Consider the following 16,523-nt stretch of genomic DNA (forward strand, 5'->3'; position numbering starts at 1 on the left):
GACCGAGAGCGAGGGAACCGAATGAAACGGGAAAAGCGCTCTCTCGACAAGTTCGTCGCCGAACACGACGGGAGCGACGGGGATGGAGCCACCTCGATCGAGGCGGCGATCGACGGCGAGTTCGTCGAGACCGACGAGACGACCGCACTCAGGGATCGGATCGACCGCTGGCTCTCGGTACCGCGTCCGGTCCACCTCGTCGGGCCGACCGGCTGTGGGAAGACCGCGCTCGCGCTCTCGGTCGCGACCGAACGCGACCGGCCGACCGTCTGGATCGACGGCGACGAGGGCCTCGACACCGCCTCGCTCGTCGGCACGCACGCCGGGAAAGAACAGTACACCGAACGGGACAACTACGTCTCGGGTGTGCTCAAGAAGAAGTCGATCGTCCGGGACCGCTGGGTGGACAACCCGCTCTCGGTGGCCGTGCGTTCGGGCGCGACGCTCGTCTACAACGAGTTCTCCCGTACCAAGCCCGCCGCCCACAACCCGCTGCTCTCCGTGCTCGAGGAGGGCGTCCTCGAACGAGCGGGCGTGACCGGCGAGGACCGACTGATCGAGGTCGACCCGGAGTTCCGCGTGATCTTCACCTCGAACTCCGCGGAGTACGCGGGCGTCCACCGGCCGCAGGACGCGCTGCTCGACCGGCTCGTCGGCATCCACCTCGACTACTACGGGCGGGAGACCGAACGGAAGATCGTCGGCAGCCGGGTTTCGGACCTCGACGACGAGACGATAGACCGGGTCGTCGACCTGATCCGCGACCTGCGCGAGGAGGTCGAGTTCCACGTCGGCACCCGGAGCGCGGTGATGCTCGCGGAGGGGCTTCGGATCTTCCCCGAGGACCGACCGATCGCGGAGACCTGTATCGAGGTGCTGGGGTCGAAGGCCGCGACGGCGGAGGAGGCCGCAGAGCTTCGGGAGACGATCGAGGGGCTCGTCGACTAGAGCCGATCGTAGGGGCCGAGTCGCGTTCCGTCGAGTAAGTACGCCTCGCCCCCGGCGAGCCCCTCGGGGAGGAACGGACAGAGGAACTCCGAGCCGACGTTCACCCACGTCCCGCCGACGAGGTCGTTGAACGCCGGGAGGACCACGAGATCCGGGTCCCTCCAGCGCTCGAGGTCGATCCGCTCCGCGAACGGTTCGTACCGGAGGTCCCCTCTGAGCCACGCCGGTTCGATCCGCCGCCCGCCGACCTCGTCGACGAGCCGGACGTGTGGGTGTTCGTGGCCGATGCAGAGCACCTCGCTCTCGAGGAGCTCCGTCGATGGCCAGCTGTGGCCGTGCGCGAAACCCACGTCCCCGAGACGAACCCCGTCGCCGTCGCTCACGTCGATCCGTCCCACGGAGCCGACCGCGGCGTGTTCGCGCGCGTCCTCGATCACCGTCTCGATCTCGCCGTCGTGGTTCCCCTTCACCACCGTGATCGGCACCGAGACGGACTCGAAGAGCACCTCGAGTTCGCCGCGTTCGGCGCCGCCCGGCCCGCCGATCGAGTGCATCAGGTCGCCGAGGACCACCAGTCGATCGGCGTCGGTTCCGGCGAGCAGGTCGAGCGTCCGCCTCCGACGTGACTCCGCTCGGCTGGGCACCTCGACGCCGCGCTCGTAGCGGAGCGCGGCCTCGTAGCCGGCGTGGTAGTCGGCGATCACCAGCGCGCGTTCGGTACCGAGGTCACAGGTCGCCGCGGGGTGGTTCGGGACCGGTTCGACCCGAGCCATTCAGATCGGCTTCAGGACGCCGTCCCGGGGCTCGTAACACCGCCCGCTCATCAGCGCGTCCGTGATCGCGTCCTCCACCGTCTCGGGTGTGACGCCGTGTTCCTCGGCGACGCGGGAGACGATCGCCTCCCGTTCGGCACCGTCGCCGTCGGAGAGCGCTCGCATCGCGTCCATCGCCTCGTTCTCGACGTTCACCGCCGCCTCGCTCTCGTCCCCGTCCCCCTCGTCGGGGCCGCCTCCGGTTTCCGTCGCCTCGTCGTCGTCCACCGCCGGCTCCGGTTCGGGCACGTCGATGTCCGCCTCGCCGGGGTCGTCCACCTCGCTCCCGGTCTCGAACTCGGTGCCGAACTCGGATTCGACTTCCTCGCGCTCTTCGTCGCTCATCTCGTACATCCCGACGTCCTCCGCCCCGCTCGGCTCGAAGTCGTCGAGGTCGTCGTCCGTATCGGGCACTTCGGCGGGCGTTTCCCCCGGATCCGTCGCCGGTTCGGACGGGTCCGAATCCACCTCCGCCTCCGTGGAGGTCTCCTCCCCGTCGCGTCCTACGGGGTCGTCGGTCCCCGCCGGTACGGACTCCGGTGCCACGTCGGTTCCCGCTCGCGCCGTCGAGTCGGTTCCGGTCGACTCCGTCACGGCACCTTCACCAGCCGACCATCCCGAAGGCTCCGCGGGTTCGGCGGCATCGCTCGGATCGGAGGTCTCCGCCTCGACCGTGTCCGGTTCGACCCGCTCCGGGGATGGGTCACCCGGCTCCCCGACCGGTTCCGGTTCGTCGGAGCCGCGTTCGGGGGCGGTGTCGGGCTCGGAGAGCTGGTCGGACACCTGCGTGACCTCCGACTCGGGAGCGGCCTCCGACGAGGCACCGTCGGACGGTGTGTCATCGGAGCCCTGTTCCGCTGGCGTCTCCGCACCACCGCTCACCTCGGAGACCGATCCGGGCTCGCCCGCGCTCTGGACGGGCGTGGCCGCATCCACCTCCGGCGACCGGAGTGCGCCGAGATCGACGGAACCACCCTCGTCCGGTGCGAGCGACGGTCTTTCGACCTCGTCCACCTCGCCGGCGACGAGCCGTGCGGCGTCGAGCGCCGCCTCGCGCATCGACGCGAGGTACGGGGGCGTCGTCCCGTAGTGGTCGTGAGCGAGCGCGAGACCCGCCGCCCGGGTGGTCTCCATCCCGTCGGCTTCGAGTGCCCGTCTCGCTTCCGCCGGGCTCCCCGCCGATTCGAGACGCTCGTACGCCTCCGCGAACGCGCTCACCCTCCCGATCGTGTGCTCGGCGGCCGCGACGGTCCACCGGTCCCTGGTCTCGGCGTCGACTTCCGTGACGCTCTCCGGGCGGATCGAGGTGTAGACCCGATCCGAGTCCTCCGGCGAGAACGTGTTCGCCTTCCCCGTGATCGCGACGAACATCGGTGGGGTGGCACGGTCGAAGAACGCCATCGCCTCCGGCTGGTACTGGCCGGCGTAGACGACGAACGCGCCGGTCGGGTCGACCACCCGCGCCCGGAGCACCTCGTCGGTCACCGACTCGACCTCGGTGAGCACGCCGACGACGAACAGCCGGTTCACCCGCGCGCCCGTCGGCGTGACGACGTACTTCGGGGCGCGTTCCTCCTCGGAGTCGGCGTACTCCAGTTCGCTGTCCTCGAACTCGGCGGCGAACAGCCGGTGGGCGACCTCGCGCTGGCCCGGCCCGGAATCAACGCTCACGCACCCACCTCCGCGAGCAGCGCGCGGGCGCGCGCCTCGGGGGAGTCGTCGACCGCCTCGAACTCGCTCGTGTCGAGGTTCGCGCCGTACTCGTCGACGCTCAGCGACCCGCGCACCCGGTACTCGCGGCCGACGACCTCCTCGCGGATCGAGTCCGCGACGACCTCCTGGTCCATCACCTCGCGGGCCTGTGCCTTCGCGTCCTCGACGTCGCCGCCGTAGACCTCGTTCGTCAGCTCGGTGCCGAGGATCGCCGTCACGGAACCCGTGCCGTCGTCGAGGATCGCCTTCACGCGGAGGTCGTCGACCCCCTCGACCGCGCCGTGGCTGCGACACTGCCCTTTCTGGATCATCCGATTGCACTCCGGACAGCGCTGGATCAGCCCCGAGCCGTCCCGAACGGAGACGACGGTTCCGAGGAGTTCGACGTCGAACGCACCACCTCCAGCGACCGCCTCCCCGACGCCCTTCCGTGGGGCGCTCTCGGCCGTCTCCACCTCCCGGTCGAGGGCGCTCACCTCGGTGAACTCCGAACAGTTGATCGACGGCACCCCCCTGAACTCCCTGACGTAGACGTTCTCGAAGCGGAGCGAGGCGCCCTCCTCGATCTCGGCTCTCGGCTCCCAGTCTGTGAAGGGTAGTCTCGTGCTCTCGTCGCCGAGGACGCCCGAGAGGATCTCGGTCTCGCCGTCTCTGCCGTCGATGGTGCGCTCTTCGACCTCGATCACCCGCGCCTCGACGGCGAGGCCCCGATCGCCCGGTTCGACGTCCGCGAGCGCACTCTCGCCGCCGACCTCGTAGGGCACCGCCAGTTCCTCGTTCTTCGTCGCGACCGTCGTCGATTCCCCGAGGTTCAGCTCCGGGGAGCCGTCCCACTCCCGAACCGACGCGTTGCCGATACTGACGGTATCGCCCGGCGAGAGCCCGAACTCCTCCCAGGCGGTGAAGTCGATCGAACCGGTGGAATCGGCGAGCGTTCCTTCGGTGATCACGTGGTCCGATCCCTGGTAGCGGATCGACCGCTTCCCGGCGGTGAGGATGCGCGCCTCGACGGTCACGCTCGCGTCCCCGGTGGTGATCTCGCCGATCGACTTCGCGGTCGGTTCGGGACCCCCTCCCGACCCGCCGCCGTACTTCCGGCGGAGGCTCTGGACCGCCTCGTCGATCGGGACGCTGTACGCGACCAGGTTCTCCAGGTCGGCTCTGACCTCCTCTTTGTCGACACCGAGGTCGGAGGCGAGAGCCTCGGCGCGTTCTTCGACGCTCATCACGCCCCCTTTGCCGGGACGGGGTAAAAAGGGTCGCCCGGGGGATTCGAAAGTGGTTTTTTCCGCTCTCGCCCCTCCCCGATATGCACGTCGTCGTCAACGCCGCGACGAGCGCCGACGGGAAGCTCTCGACGGGCGAGCGCCGCCAGGTTCGGATCAGCGGCCCCGAGGATTTCGCCCGCGTCGAGAGGCTCCGCGCCGAGAGCGACGCCGTGATGGTCGGCGTCGGCACCGTCCTCGCGGACGACCCACGCCTCGGCCTCGACGAACCGAAACTGAGAGCGGAACGCGAGTCCCGCGGCGATCCCCCCGAGCCGGCCAGAGTCGTCGCCGACTCCCGCGCACGAATCCCAGCCGACGCGAGAATTCTGGACGGGAGTGCGACGACCTACCTCCTGGTGAGCGAGGGCGCTCCGGAGGAACGCCTCGCCGAACTCGATAGAGAGACAGTTCGGATCGTCCGCGCAGGAGGGGAACGTGTCGATCTTCGAGCCGCCCTCGCGGCGCTCGAAGCGGACGGCGTTCGGCGGGTGATGGTCGAAGGCGGCGGCGAACTACTCTTCTCGCTCTTTTCCGAGGACCTCGTCGACGAGCTCTCGCTCTACCTCGGCTCGCTCGTCATCGGCGGGCGCGACGCGCCGACGCTCGCCGACGGCGAGGGATTTCTCGATGAAGCCGAGTTCCCGGATCTCGCGCTCCGCGAGGTCTCCCGGGTCGACGACGGCGTGTTGCTCCGCTACGACGTCGAGTAGAGGGTGCGTGAACCGACGAGATCACTTCCGTTCGAGCCGGCTCAGCCCCTGCCAGATCGCGTCGACCAGCAGCTCCTCGCCCTCGCCGTCGGCGTCGTCCCAGCCGCGGGCGATGGCGTCCTCCAGGACGTCGAGGTCGTGGTTCTCGAAGTTGTTCACCCCGCGAAAACCCTCCAGCGCCTCGCGCTCGTCCTCGCCGAACTCGGTCGAAGACCCCTCGTAGTGGCCGAGGTCGGCGAGCACCGCCGTTACCGCCTCCGCACGGTCGCCCTCCAGCGATCGGGTCTCCTCCGGTGGCTCGCGCGCCAGCAGCGTCACGTCGTAGATCTTGAACACCCGTTCGAGTTCGTCGATCGGTTTCGGGGAATCGTCGACGCGGACGTCGATCCAGCGGTCGTTTTTGCCGTCGTACCCGCCACCCTCCCTCGCGACGTAGAGCGCCGCCGACTGCTCGCCCCGGGAGTCACCGCCGGCCTCGTTGCCCGCGTGGAGCGCCGCGATCAGTCGCTCGGGCAGGCCCCCTTCGCTTTCCTCGAACGTCTCGGCCATCGCTTCGAGCGTCTCCCGGTTCTCCAGGATGTTCCCCTGGACGGTGTAGTTCTCGCCCTGGACGTCGCCGGCGTAGTCGAGACACTCCTCGCCCGTGAACGCCGCGACCGACCCGTCGGCACCGACGATCCCGACCTGCCGACTCGCTCGCTCTTCGTCCTCGCTCGTGAGCCGCTCGACGACCGCCTCGGCGTCGTGGCCGTCGCGGAGCAAGTCGAGGCCGTCGGGCCCGTAGGCGACGTTCGCGTAGCTCTGGGTGGCGACCGCGCCGGCGTCGCTCGCGACGAACGGCACGACCGCGCCGACGGCGACGAACTTCGACTGGACGGCGACGCCGGCCGTCTCGGTGTCGGGGTCCCTGGCCGCGATCGAGAACGTGGATGGACGGACACGCATACGGGCTCTCGTGACCCTGGAGGCCTAACTGTTCAGTTCGAGGCAGCCCGGTCGCGATCACCGACGTTTTCTCCTCCCGCTTCGAGGAGCCACCGATGAGGGCACACGCCCCGGGGAGCGTGACCGGACTGTTCGCACCCGCGACCGACGAGGTCGGTCGCTCGCGCGGGGCGAGCGTCGCCATCGAGGACGGCGTCGTCGTGGATCTCACGCCCGAGGACGGGACCAGGGTCACCGTCGAGGGCGAGCCAGCGCCGTTCGAGCCGGTCGAGCGGGTCCTCTCGCTGCTCGAGGTGACCGCACGGGTGGACGTGCTCCCCGAGGTCCCGCTGGGTTGTGGCTTCGGCGCGAGCGGGGCGGCGACTCTCGCGACGGCGCTCGCGGCGAACGCAGAGTTCGACCTCGGCCACGAACGGGAGTCGCTCGTCGACGCGGCTCACCGCGCCGAGCGCGCCGCCGGGACCGGACAGGGCGACGTCTACGTCCAGGACCGGGGCGGACTGCTCTGGAGCGCGAACGGGGAGGTGAACCGACGCGAGGTCGACGAGGAGGTCGAGTACGCGAGCGCGGGCGGGATGAGCACGAAAGCGATGCTGGCGGATCGGGAGTTCACGCGTCTCGCGAGCGAGGTCGGGAAGGAACACCTCGACCGGCTCCCCGACCCGCCGACGCTTCGGGCGTTCGCCGAGCGCTCGCGCGCCTACCTGACCGAGGTGGGAATCGCGACACCGTTCGTCGAGCGAGAGCTCGAGCGGGTCGATCGGGACGGCGGCGTCGGGAGCATGGCGCTGTTCGGCGAGACGGTCTTCGCGGTCGGCGTCGACGGCGTCCTCTCGAACCGATCCGCGGTCGCGAACGAGGGCGCGCGACCGCTCGAGTGACGGCTCCTCCCGACCGTCGTTCGGACGGCCAACACGACCGAATACCACGCGGTTATACGTGTCGGCCGGAAACGACCGGATGATGGCAACGACGACGCGGAACCCGGAACTCACCGATGTGGGGGGGTTCCTCAGGCGCCTGGGGCCGACCTGGCTCGCGGGGGCGATCGCGGCCGGACCGGCGACGATGGCGAGCCTGCTCACCGCGGGCGCGAGCTTCGGCTACGCGCTGCTCTGGGTCGTGATCCTCTCGGCCGTCTTCGGCGCGCTCGGCCAGCACCTCGCCGCGCGGCTCGGCCTGTTCACCGAGGAGGGGATCGTCACGACGGTCGAAGAGCACCTGGGAGAACGCTGGGCGTGGGTGCTCGTCGCGGACGTGGTGCTCGCCGCGGGCCTCGCACAGTTGATCATCATGAAGACCGCCGCGGACACGAGCGCGGCGATCGCGGGCAGTATGGGACTCGCGACGCTCGCCGACCCGCGGATCTGGGGGGTCACCTGGGCGGTGATCCTCGCGGTCGGCCTCGCCGGCGGCGGCTACCGATTCGCCGAGATCGGCGCGAAACTGCTCGTCTCCGTAGTAGTGCTCGCCTTCCTCGCGACGGCGCTCGTCGTCCCGATCAGTCCGGCGGAGGCCGCCGGCGGTCTCGTTCCCGCGATCCCCTCGGGCGTCGGCGGCGCGCTCGTCGCCGCCGGCATCATGGGCGGGGCGGTCCACATCACACTGCTGACGATGCAGAGCTACACGATGCGAGCCCGTGACTGGACGAGAGAGGACAGGGACCTCGCCGCGTTCGACATCGGCACGTCGATGCTCGTGGCGTTCGGGATCTACAGCCTCGCGATCTTCCTCGTCGCCGCGAGCGTTCTCGAGGGGACGGTCGATCCTGCGGCCCTGACCGAGATCCAGGCCGCCGAGGCGCTCGGCCCGCTCGTCGGTGAGTACGCCACCTGGCTCTTCCTCTTCGGGTTGCTCGGCGCCGCCGTCTCGACGCTCGGGGGCAACACGGTCGTCCCGCCCTATCTGCTCGCCGACAAGCTCGACTGGGAGCTGTCGATCGAGGACGCCAGGTATCGGGGACTGCTCGCGGGCGTCGCGCTGCTCTCGGCGCTCGGCGGGTTCATCGAGGGTGCGGTCTTACCGTTACTGGTGCTCGTCCTCGCGTTCGGCCTCGTCGGGACGCCGTTCGCGCTCGTCGTTATCCTGGTGTTGCTGAACGACCGAGACGTCGTGCCCGAGGGGAACCCGCTCTGGGCGAACGCCGGCGGCGTCGTCCTCGTCGGGGTCGCGAGCGTGGTCGCCGGTTCGTTCGTCGCCGACGAACTCGCGACGGTCACCGAACCGCTCTCGGCGCTCGTCGTCGCCTTCGCGGCAGCGATGGCGCTCGCGACGCTCGCGCTCGTCGCCCGCGCGGTCGTTCGCTGAGGCCGGTCTCGCCGTCTCGCGTACCGACGCACACAGAGCCCATAGAGGCATAAGGGAGGCGCGTCTACCGCCTCTCAGTCGATGACGTCGTACACGGAGGTCGTTCGGGTCGTCCAGGAAGAGCTCTTCCCGTCGGTCGAGTCGATGCTGCTCGTGACGCTGCTGTTGATCGCCTCGGTCTTCCTCGCGGCCTGGGCGATCCGGGGGCTCGAACGCCCGCTGGAACGCCGCGTCGGCGACGGGCTCTCGGAGGCGATCCAGGCCTCGCTCCTGACGCTCTGGATCGCGCTCGTCACGATCGCGCTCACGGTCGTCTGGAACGTCACGGTGATCCTCGATCTGCTCGTCGACGCGATCCTCATCAACCGGGCGTACGCCGTCCTCTACCTCGTCACCGCGGCGATCCTCGTCACGACCTACCTGCTGATCAGGCTCGTCAACCGGTCGATCGACGAACTCGACGACGCGGGCGCGATCACCCGCCACCAGAGCGAGGTCGCCTACCACGTCGCCGACGCGGGGATCTTCCTCGCCGGGATCGGGCTGATCCTCACGATCTGGGGGGTGAACCTGACGAACCTGATCCTCGGTGCGGGCGTGCTCTCGGCCGTCCTCGGCCTCGCCGCCCAGAAGACGTTCTCCGCGATGATCGCCGGCTTCGTCCTGCTGTTCGCCCGGCCGTTCGTCGTCGGCGACTGGATCGCCGTCCACAGCGACGGCGGGGAACGGACCGGGGTCGTCGAGGACGTCACGATCCTCAACACGAAGGTCCAGACCTTTCGCGACCAGCACGTGCTGATCCCGAACGACGAGGTGACGAGTAACCAGCTGATCAACTACTCTAGGAACGACCGCCTCCGGATCGACATCGAGGTCGGCGTCGACTACGAGAGCGACCTCGAACGGGCGCAAGCGGCGCTCAGAGAGGGTCTCGCCGACGTCGACCTCGCCCAGGAGACGCCCTCGCCGCAGGTCGTCACCAAGCGGTTCGACGACTCGGCGATCGTCATCGAACTCCGATTCTGGATCGAAAACCCCTCGATGCGCCGGTCGTGGAAGGCGCGAACCGAGGCGATGGAGGGGATAAAGGAGTCGTTCGATCGGGAGGGGATCGTCATCCCGTTCTCACAGCACGTCCACTCCTTCAGGAACGGAGAGCAGCTGCTCGACGGAGATACGGCGAAAGAAACGAGTTCGGAGGTAAACTGAGCCGTCTTACATCCGGGCCTGGCCGGGTTCGATGTTGTCGACGGTGAGTGCGACGTCGAACGCGGGATCGTCGGCCACGTAGCCGATCGCCCACGCCGAGTAGACGGTTCCAGCCTCCAGCTCCACGGGCACGCCGAGCACCGCATCGTCGCGGTCGCCCGCCGCGTAGATGCAGAGGCGGTACTCGCCCTCGGGGACGTCGACGTAGCCGCCCTCGCCGAACGGTACGTCCTCGAACAGTGCGTCACCGGTCGCGGCGACCGTGATGTCGACGTTCGGGGCGTCCGGCGACGCGTGGAACGCGCGGACGCGCGCTTCGCCCTCGGCGGGGTCGGAGTTGTCGTCCTCGAGGACGACGACCTCGAACTCCTGGTTCTCGCCCTCGAGTTCGCCGATCGCCGCGATGGTGAACTCGCCCTCGGGCACGTCGACCTCCTCGTCGAACACCGACGTCTCGGGGTCGCCCGTCGCGGTCACCTCGATCTGGTAGCTGTCGGCCGGGAGCTCGAGGTAGCCGGTGACCTGCCCGAACGGCAGGCCCTCGATCACGAGGTCGCCGTCGACGTAGACGTCGACGTCCGGTGCGTCCGGCGAGAGGTGCGCGACGCTCACCAGCGCGTCGCCGCCCTCGTCGGCCCCGTCGTCCTCCATATCCTCCTCTTCCTCGTCGTCCATCTCCTCTTCTTCTTCCTCCTCCATCTCCTCGTCGTCATCGTCGTGGCTGTCCGCGGCCGCGTAGCCGCCCGCGAGTCCGACCACCGCGACGCCGCTGCCGATCTGTACGAATCGCCGTCTGGATAGGATGCCTTGCATCATGAGTATGTGCAACCTATAGTTGGTTCGACACGGTAGTGAACGCTGTACCCGACTAGTAGGGTATCAGCGATCGAGGAACTCGGAGACGAGCTTTCGTTCGGCCGCGCGGAGGTGCTGGTGGAACGTGGACCGGCCGATCCCCATCGACGCCGCGATGTCGTCGCCGGAGGTGGTCCTGTTCGCGTCGTAGTAGCCGCTCAGGAACGCCCGCTGGAGCGCCATCAGCTGTCTGTCGGTCAGCCGCTCCTCGAGCGTGTCCCGGTGTTCCTCCCTGGTCCGTGGCGGACGCTCGCGCTCGTGGTAGGCGACGAGATCGGCCCGATCGTAGGCGCCGGTGAGCCACGCGGCGATCGATCGGGGCGATCCCGGCACCGTCTCGACGGTGATGGTGGCCTCGCCCCCCGCGATCTCGATCGAGAGCGTCCGCGCACCCCGGTCGGCGAGCGCCTCGACGATCGAGGGCGAGGCGACGCGGAACTCGACGAGGCTCGTCTCGTCCTGCTCGGTCTGGAGCGTCGCCTCCAGGTCGTCCCTGTCGCGGGCGAAGGCAAGCACGCGCTCTGGGGGGATCCCCTCGACGGTGAAAAAGAGCGACTGCGTGCCGTCGGTTCCGGGCACCGAACCCTCGTACTGGAGACGACAGTCCGCTTCGGTCGAGAGCGCGACGAAGGGGAGCGCGTCGTCGGCCAGCACGAACTCGAGTTCGATCACGTTGTCGGCGGCGAGCACGCGGGCGTTCGCGGCCGCACTGAGCGTACCCGCGAGCGCACGCCCGATCGATTCGACGATCACCGCCTCCCGGTCGTCGAACGTCCCCTCCTCGTCGTCGTAGAGGACGAGGACGCCGTGTTCGAGGTCGGCGTGGACGAGCGGGACGACCGCGAGCGAGGAGAACGATCCGTCGGGTGCCGAGAACTCCGGATCTGCCCGTTCGAGGAACAGCCGTTCGCCGTCCGTGAGCGCGCGAGCGACCGGGTGATCGGGGTCGTCGACCCCGTCCGGTTTCTCCGATCCGGACCACGCCCGGGGATCGATCGCCCCGGTCCGCGCGTCCCGCTCGCCGATCCAGGCGGTCGCGTACGCGTCCGAGGCGGTGAGTCGTTCGCAGACGGCGCGCTCGACGTCCTCGCGTTCGGTCGCCCGGACGAGTATCCCCGTCACGTCGCCGAGGAGCCCACTGACACGGTCGAGCAGGTACGAGAGCGCCTCGCGCTCGCGAGAGACCTCCTCGACCCGGCGCTCGACCTCGGCCTCGGCCTCCTTCCGGGCGGTGACGTCGCTCTGGAAGCCGACGAAGTGGGTCAGTTCGTCCTCCCCGTCGAACAGCGGTGCGATCTCGACCCGGTTCCAGAACGGCTCGCCCCCCTTTCGGTAGTTGCGGAGTTCGACCGTGACCCCGTGGCCCGCCGCGATGGCCTCGCGCATCGCTCTGACCTTCCCGGGGTCGCTCTCCTCGCCCTGAAGGAACCGGCAGTTCGTCCCGAGCACCTCCTCTCTGGGGTAGCCAGTGATCCGCTCGAAGGCGTCGTTGACGTAGACAAGCGGGTTGTCCGGCTCGCGCGCGTCGGCGATCGTGACGCCGACCGGCGCGCGCTCGACCGCCCGCTCGACGACCGACGGGGAGTCCGTCGCGGAATCGATAATCGTCTCGACGTCGATCGACCCCTCCGCGAGTCGGTCGACGACCGACTCCGCGTCGGACTCCCCCTCACTCATACGGGATCTGACGGGTCGGACGACTTTGTTATGCGGAGGCTACACCCCATAGCGAGTCGGTACTCCGCTCAGTCGTCGGACTCCGCCAGCGCGGGCTCCGGGCTCTCGCCGACCGCGCGGTCGAGGTCGTCGAGGTACTCGTCGGCGTCGATCGCCGCCTTACAGCCCATCCCGCCCGCCGTGATCGCCTGCTGGTAGTGGAAGTCGACGACGTCGCCCGCGGCGAATATCCCCTCGACGTCGGTCCTCGTCTGGCCGCCGCCGGTGCCGTCGCGGGCTTTAATATACCCTTCAGAATCCATCTCGACGCCGGTGCCCTCCAGGAAGTCGGTGTTCGGCGTGTGGCCGATCGCGACGAAGAAGGCCGCGACGTCGAGGTCGAACTCCTCGGTCGCCGGATCGTCGGGCTTCGCCGTCGGGTGGCCGTCCGGGTGGCGGACGAGACTCACCGACTCGACGCCGGCCTCGGGCGAGCCGTGGATCTCCGTCACCTCGCTGTTCAGGACGAGTTCGATCTCGCCGGCCTCGACCTTCTCCTCGATGCGGTCGACCCAGTAGCCCTCCGCGCGGAACTCCTCCCTGCGGTGGACGAGGTAGACCTTCTCCGCGAACTTCGTGAGGAAGCTCGCCTCCTCGCAGGCGGCGTCGCCCCCGCCGACGACCACCATCTCCTCGTCCCGGAAGAAGGCCCCGTCACAGGTCGCACAGGTCGAGACGCCGTAGCCCATCAGCTCGTCCTCGCCCGGCACGCCCAGCGTGCGGGCGCTCGCCCCGCTCGCGACGACGAGCGCGTCGGTCGTGTAGATCGTCCCGTCGCGCAACTCGACGCGGAACGGCCGCGAGGAGGCGTCGACGTTCTCGATCACGCCGTGTTCCACCTCGGCCCCGAAGCGTTTCGCCTGTCGCTTCATCCGGTCGATCAACTCGGGTCCGCTGATCCCCTCCGGGAAGCCCGGGTAGTTCGCCACGTCGGTGGTGAGGGTGAGCTGGCCGCCGGGCTCGCCGCCCTCGATCACGAGCGGGTCGTTGTTCGCTCTTCCTGCATAAATCGCGGCGGTGAGCCCCGAGATACCGCTTCCCGCGACGATCATCCGTCGGTGCTCGCCACCGCCGCTCTCGATCCCGAGGAGGGCGTCCAGTTCGCCCGACTCGTCGAGTTCGGCGAGTTCGTCGTAGCCGCCGATCAGCTCGTCGTCGACGAAGATCTCGGGGACAGTCTTCCTGCCGTCGGCGCGCTCGGCCATCGCCTCCTTCGCCTCCTCGTCGCCCGTCACGTCGAGGAGCTCGTACTCGACGCCCTTCGCGTCGAGCAGCTCTTTCGCACGCTCGCAGTACGGACACTCATCGGCGGTGTAGACCTCGACGTGTGGCGTCTCGCTCATGTGAGCTATTGCTTCGGCCCGGACATTTAGCTTGCGTTCTCCGCGGTCACCGGTAGGTTTAGGGTGGCGGGACCGACGCCTCAGCTATGGCCGCCGACCTCGACGAGAAGACCGGGCGGTACGGACGCCTCCTGGCGGAAGCGCTCTCGGTGGCCGAACCGGCCAGCGGACGGGAGGAGGAGGCCGCCGAGTGTCTCGAAATGGCGAGGTCGTACCTCGAGGACGGCGGACACTTCCGGGAGGCGGGCGATCCGGTGAACGCGCTCGCGGCCTTCTCCTACGGCCACGGCTGGCTCGACGCCGGCGCTCGCCTCGGAGTACTCGACGTCCCCACGGGCAGCGAGCTATTCACGAACTGATACGGTAGCTGTCCGAGCGTTCAGGTGCTCGCTGGGAGAGCGGTGGACGATTGAGGTCGCTCCGGTACGTTGCTGACCGGCACACGCGAGGGTCGGAAACCGCGGCCGGTTCCGTGCGATCGAGGAGGCACTCACCGTCGACGAGGTGCCTCGAACGGGCCGACCCGTTCGTCGTCAGCTGACACGACCGGCCGAAACCGATAGACTGCGCCAGCGCCGATCTGTCCATCGCGCAGTTTGTTCACGAACTATAACCCGAAATGAACAGAAAGCTTTAAGAGGGTTTCGGTCTTACCTGTAGTTAGGAAGCATCGCCTCCGGGATCTTTGAGCACCATTCTCCCCGGACAATCGTACCGCTGACGAGACACCTGAAATGAACGAAACACTGAGAACCCGTACTGACGAGTCGCGCACCGACGAACGAACGACAGAGGAGGAGGAGACGAACTGCCCGGAGTGTGGCGGGAGACTCGTCTCCGACAGCGAACACGCCGAGACGGTCTGTGCCGACTGTGGGCTGGTCGTCGAGTCGGACGAGATCGACCGCGGCCCCGAGTGGCGCGCGTTCGACGCGAGCGAACGCGACCAGAAGTCCCGCGTCGGCGCCCCGACGACGAACATGATGCACGACCGTGGACTCTCGACGAACATCGGCTGGCAGGACAAAGACGCCTACGGCAACTCGCTCTCGAACCGCCAGCGCCAGAAGATGCAGCGCCTCCGCACCTGGAACGAGCGCTTTCGAACCCGGGACTCGAAGGAGCGCAACCTGAAGCAGGCGCTCGGCGAGATCGACCGGATGGCGAGCGCACTCGGCCTCCCGGAGAACGTCCGCGAGACCGCGTCGGTGATCTACCGCCGCGCGCTCGAGGAGGACCTCCTCCCCGGACGGTCGATCGAGGGCGTCGCCACCGCGGCGCTGTACGCCGCTGCCCGGCAGGCGGGCACTCCGCGCTCGCTCGACGAGATTGAGGCCGTCTCCCGGATCGACCGGATGGAGCTGACCCGGACCTACCGCTACGTGGTCCGCCAGCTCGGCCTCGAGGTGAAACCCGCCGACCCAGAGAGCTACGTCCCGCGCTTTGCGAGCGAGCTCGACCTCTCCGACGAGGCCGAACACCGCGCCCGCGAACTGCTGCGCGACGCGAAACAGGCCGGCGTCCACTCGGGCAAGAGCCCGGTCGGTCTCGCGGCCGCGTCGGTCTACGCCGCCGCGCTGCTCACCAACGAGAAGGTCACCCAGGCCGAGGTGAGCGACGTCGCGAACATCTCCGAGGTGACGATCAGAAACCGGTACAAGGAGCTGCTCGAGGCCGACGAGGCCGACGCCGGCTCGGCCGTCGCGAGCGCGACGAACTGAGCTCCGGCGATCGGTCTCTCCGTCTCGTCTCCGGTATGGCGATATTTTTAGCGGGTAATTCATTCTTAGTGACTACCTAGAACGCGGTCGAGACGGCTCAGTGAGCGTGTTAACGCGACTCAGGATACTACTATATCCCCTGACCCGTTATGGACGAGTGCTCATGAAGAAGCAGGAGCTCATCCACCTTCACGGCCTGCTCGCAGAGGTATCGAACTACTACGAGGACAGGAGCGGATCAATCGACCTCTCCGCGTACGAGGAGCTTAGCGTACGGCCGACATCGATTCACAAGTCGAAAACGGAGCACAAGCGCGCCGTGTTCGCGCTCGCCTCCGGCATCACCAGCGACGTCGAGACGGCCGAGACCGAAGCCGTCGCGCCGCGAGCCGACTGAGGATACTTCCCGACCTCGAACCCGGTCCCGTGAGCGGCGCGGCGGTCACTCGAGGAGGTCTTCGAACTCGGGGAGGATGTCCCCGTTCTCGTCGTCCGATCGATCCGAATTTCCGTCCGCTCCCGATCCGTCGCTCGCCGTCTCGGTTTCCCCCGTCTCGCTTCCGTCGTCGTCCTCGTCTCCCTCGTCGTCCTCGTCGGTCTCGAGCACGACGACGTCGAGGACTTCGAGGGGGATGTTCTCGAGGCGCTGGCCGATCTCCTTTCTCGCGATTCGCGAGGCGTGTTCCTCGCGTTCGACGTTGAACACCGTCATCTCCAGTTCGAGCGCGACAAGTGCCTCGTCCGCGACGATGAACGCCGGCTCCAGCTGCTCGCCGCTCGGCGAGGTCCGCTCACCCATCGAGATCTCGACGTAGTTGAGGTCGGGGTTGAGCATCGCACCCGTCTTCGAGATCGCGATCCGCACGGCCTCGTCCGCCGTCTTGACGTCGTACACCGGAACGGCGGCCTCGACGACAACTCTGCAGTCCATCGTGGCGTACCCATCGCCCGCCATCCGTATGAATGTTCCCCGGGT

At 68.5% G+C, this 16,523-nt stretch carries 16 protein-coding genes; 8 read left to right on the top strand and 8 right to left on the bottom strand.

What is annotated here, in order from left to right; translation table 11 throughout:
• Positions 1-21: 21 nt before the first annotated feature.
• A complete protein-coding gene (gene gvpN, locus V2L32_RS12045) occupies positions 22-948 on the top strand; it encodes a gas vesicle protein GvpN (RefSeq protein ID WP_331232650.1) in 927 nt (308 codons plus the stop codon).
• Here the strand turns inward: gvpN and V2L32_RS12050 are convergent.
• From V2L32_RS12050 to V2L32_RS12060, 3 genes are read right to left on the bottom strand one after another with little or no spacing between them, the layout of a single operon-like run.
• Positions 945-1,721 carry a metallophosphoesterase gene (locus V2L32_RS12050; protein ID WP_331232651.1) on the bottom strand — a complete coding sequence of 259 codons (777 nt, stop codon included), beginning with the start codon at positions 1,719-1,721 and terminating at the stop codon, positions 945-947. The two genes, gvpN and V2L32_RS12050, sit on opposite strands and share 4 nt — an antisense overlap.
• Positions 1,722-3,431: a hypothetical protein gene (locus V2L32_RS12055; RefSeq protein WP_331232652.1), complete on the bottom strand. Its 1,710-nt coding sequence runs from the start codon at positions 3,429-3,431 to the stop codon at positions 1,722-1,724.
• A complete protein-coding gene (locus V2L32_RS12060) occupies positions 3,428-4,699 on the bottom strand; it encodes a Single-stranded DNA binding protein (protein WP_331232653.1) in 1,272 nt (423 codons plus the stop codon). The genes V2L32_RS12055 and V2L32_RS12060 overlap by 4 nt, the downstream gene beginning before the upstream one ends.
• An 83-nt stretch (positions 4,700-4,782) precedes the next feature.
• Between V2L32_RS12060 and V2L32_RS12065 the strand changes: the two genes are divergently transcribed.
• Positions 4,783-5,451, top strand: coding sequence for a 2,5-diamino-6-(ribosylamino)-4(3H)-pyrimidinone 5'-phosphate reductase (locus V2L32_RS12065; RefSeq protein WP_331232654.1), 669 nt, complete (start codon positions 4,783-4,785; stop codon positions 5,449-5,451).
• 21 nt (positions 5,452-5,472) lie between these two features.
• On the opposite strand, the gene V2L32_RS12070 is transcribed toward V2L32_RS12065, so the two are convergent.
• The gene (locus tag V2L32_RS12070) at positions 5,473-6,396 is read right to left on the bottom strand and encodes a DUF1028 domain-containing protein (RefSeq protein ID WP_331232655.1); all 924 of its coding nucleotides are present in this window, start codon (positions 6,394-6,396) and stop codon (positions 5,473-5,475) included.
• Between the two features lie 95 nt (positions 6,397-6,491).
• Between V2L32_RS12070 and V2L32_RS12075 the strand changes: the two genes are divergently transcribed.
• From V2L32_RS12075 to V2L32_RS12085, 3 genes are all read left to right on the top strand, one after another.
• Positions 6,492-7,277 (top strand): GHMP family kinase ATP-binding protein, encoded by a 786-nt coding sequence (locus V2L32_RS12075; protein WP_331232656.1) that lies wholly within the window; start codon positions 6,492-6,494, stop codon positions 7,275-7,277.
• Positions 7,278-7,359: 82 nt separating this feature from the next.
• Positions 7,360-8,703, top strand: coding sequence for an NRAMP family divalent metal transporter (locus tag V2L32_RS12080; RefSeq protein ID WP_331232657.1), 1,344 nt, complete (start codon positions 7,360-7,362; stop codon positions 8,701-8,703).
• Positions 8,704-8,784: 81 nt separating this feature from the next.
• Positions 8,785-9,912, top strand: coding sequence for a mechanosensitive ion channel family protein (locus V2L32_RS12085; RefSeq protein ID WP_331232658.1), 1,128 nt, complete (start codon positions 8,785-8,787; stop codon positions 9,910-9,912).
• 6 nt (positions 9,913-9,918) lie between these two features.
• Here V2L32_RS12085 and V2L32_RS12090 read toward each other — a convergent pair whose 3' ends face one another.
• The 3 genes from V2L32_RS12090 to trxB form a co-directional block, all read right to left on the bottom strand.
• Positions 9,919-10,725, bottom strand: a complete 807-nt coding sequence (locus V2L32_RS12090) for a DUF4397 domain-containing protein (RefSeq protein WP_331232660.1) — start codon at positions 10,723-10,725, stop codon at positions 9,919-9,921.
• Positions 10,726-10,791: 66 nt separating this feature from the next.
• Positions 10,792-12,444 (bottom strand): bacterio-opsin activator domain-containing protein, encoded by a 1,653-nt coding sequence (locus V2L32_RS12095; protein WP_331232662.1) that lies wholly within the window; start codon positions 12,442-12,444, stop codon positions 10,792-10,794.
• Positions 12,445-12,512: 68 nt separating this feature from the next.
• On the bottom strand, positions 12,513-13,826 hold the full coding sequence (gene trxB, locus V2L32_RS12100; protein WP_331232664.1) for a thioredoxin-disulfide reductase: 1,314 nt from the start codon (positions 13,824-13,826) through the stop codon (positions 12,513-12,515).
• Positions 13,827-13,912: 86 nt separating this feature from the next.
• On the opposite strand from trxB, the gene V2L32_RS12105 reads away from it, so the two are divergent.
• From V2L32_RS12105 to V2L32_RS12115, 3 genes are all read left to right on the top strand, one after another.
• Positions 13,913-14,185, top strand: a complete 273-nt coding sequence (locus V2L32_RS12105) for a DUF357 domain-containing protein (protein ID WP_331232665.1) — start codon at positions 13,913-13,915, stop codon at positions 14,183-14,185.
• Between the two features lie 375 nt (positions 14,186-14,560).
• Positions 14,561-15,547: a transcription initiation factor IIB gene (locus V2L32_RS12110; protein ID WP_331232666.1), complete on the top strand. Its 987-nt coding sequence runs from the start codon at positions 14,561-14,563 to the stop codon at positions 15,545-15,547.
• 163 nt (positions 15,548-15,710) lie between these two features.
• Positions 15,711-15,944 carry a UPF0058 family protein gene (locus tag V2L32_RS12115; RefSeq protein WP_331232667.1) on the top strand — a complete coding sequence of 78 codons (234 nt, stop codon included), beginning with the start codon at positions 15,711-15,713 and terminating at the stop codon, positions 15,942-15,944.
• A gap of 45 nt (positions 15,945-15,989) precedes the next feature.
• Here the strand turns inward: V2L32_RS12115 and V2L32_RS12120 are convergent, their stop codons facing one another.
• On the bottom strand, positions 15,990-16,478 hold the full coding sequence (locus V2L32_RS12120; RefSeq protein WP_331232668.1) for a DUF555 domain-containing protein: 489 nt from the start codon (positions 16,476-16,478) through the stop codon (positions 15,990-15,992).
• Positions 16,479-16,523 lie beyond the last annotated feature (45 nt).

Origin of the sequence: Halalkalicoccus sp. CGA53, assembly GCF_036429475.1 — an archaeon.
Taxonomy (GTDB): Archaea; Halobacteriota; Halobacteria; order Halobacteriales; family Halalkalicoccaceae; genus Natronorarus; species Natronorarus salvus.

Coding starts and splice junctions, on each gene's coding strand:
- gvpN (WP_331232650.1), top strand. CDS start 22: ATGAAACGGGAAAAGCGCTCTCTCGACAAGTTCGTCGCCGAACACGAC.
- V2L32_RS12050 (WP_331232651.1), bottom strand. CDS start 1,721: ATGGCTCGGGTCGAACCGGTCCCGAACCACCCCGCGGCGACCTGTGAC.
- V2L32_RS12060 (WP_331232653.1), bottom strand. CDS start 4,699: ATGAGCGTCGAAGAACGCGCCGAGGCTCTCGCCTCCGACCTCGGTGTC.
- V2L32_RS12065 (WP_331232654.1), top strand. CDS start 4,783: ATGCACGTCGTCGTCAACGCCGCGACGAGCGCCGACGGGAAGCTCTCG.
- V2L32_RS12070 (WP_331232655.1), bottom strand. CDS start 6,396: ATGCGTGTCCGTCCATCCACGTTCTCGATCGCGGCCAGGGACCCCGAC.
- V2L32_RS12075 (WP_331232656.1), top strand. CDS start 6,492: ATGAGGGCACACGCCCCGGGGAGCGTGACCGGACTGTTCGCACCCGCG.
- V2L32_RS12080 (WP_331232657.1), top strand. CDS start 7,360: ATGGCAACGACGACGCGGAACCCGGAACTCACCGATGTGGGGGGGTTC.
- V2L32_RS12085 (WP_331232658.1), top strand. CDS start 8,785: ATGACGTCGTACACGGAGGTCGTTCGGGTCGTCCAGGAAGAGCTCTTC.
- V2L32_RS12090 (WP_331232660.1), bottom strand. CDS start 10,725: ATGCAAGGCATCCTATCCAGACGGCGATTCGTACAGATCGGCAGCGGC.
- V2L32_RS12095 (WP_331232662.1), bottom strand. CDS start 12,444: ATGAGTGAGGGGGAGTCCGACGCGGAGTCGGTCGTCGACCGACTCGCG.
- trxB (WP_331232664.1), bottom strand. CDS start 13,826: ATGAGCGAGACGCCACACGTCGAGGTCTACACCGCCGATGAGTGTCCG.
- V2L32_RS12105 (WP_331232665.1), top strand. CDS start 13,913: ATGGCCGCCGACCTCGACGAGAAGACCGGGCGGTACGGACGCCTCCTG.
- V2L32_RS12110 (WP_331232666.1), top strand. CDS start 14,561: ATGAACGAAACACTGAGAACCCGTACTGACGAGTCGCGCACCGACGAA.
- V2L32_RS12115 (WP_331232667.1), top strand. CDS start 15,711: ATGAAGAAGCAGGAGCTCATCCACCTTCACGGCCTGCTCGCAGAGGTA.
- V2L32_RS12120 (WP_331232668.1), bottom strand. CDS start 16,478: ATGGACTGCAGAGTTGTCGTCGAGGCCGCCGTTCCGGTGTACGACGTC.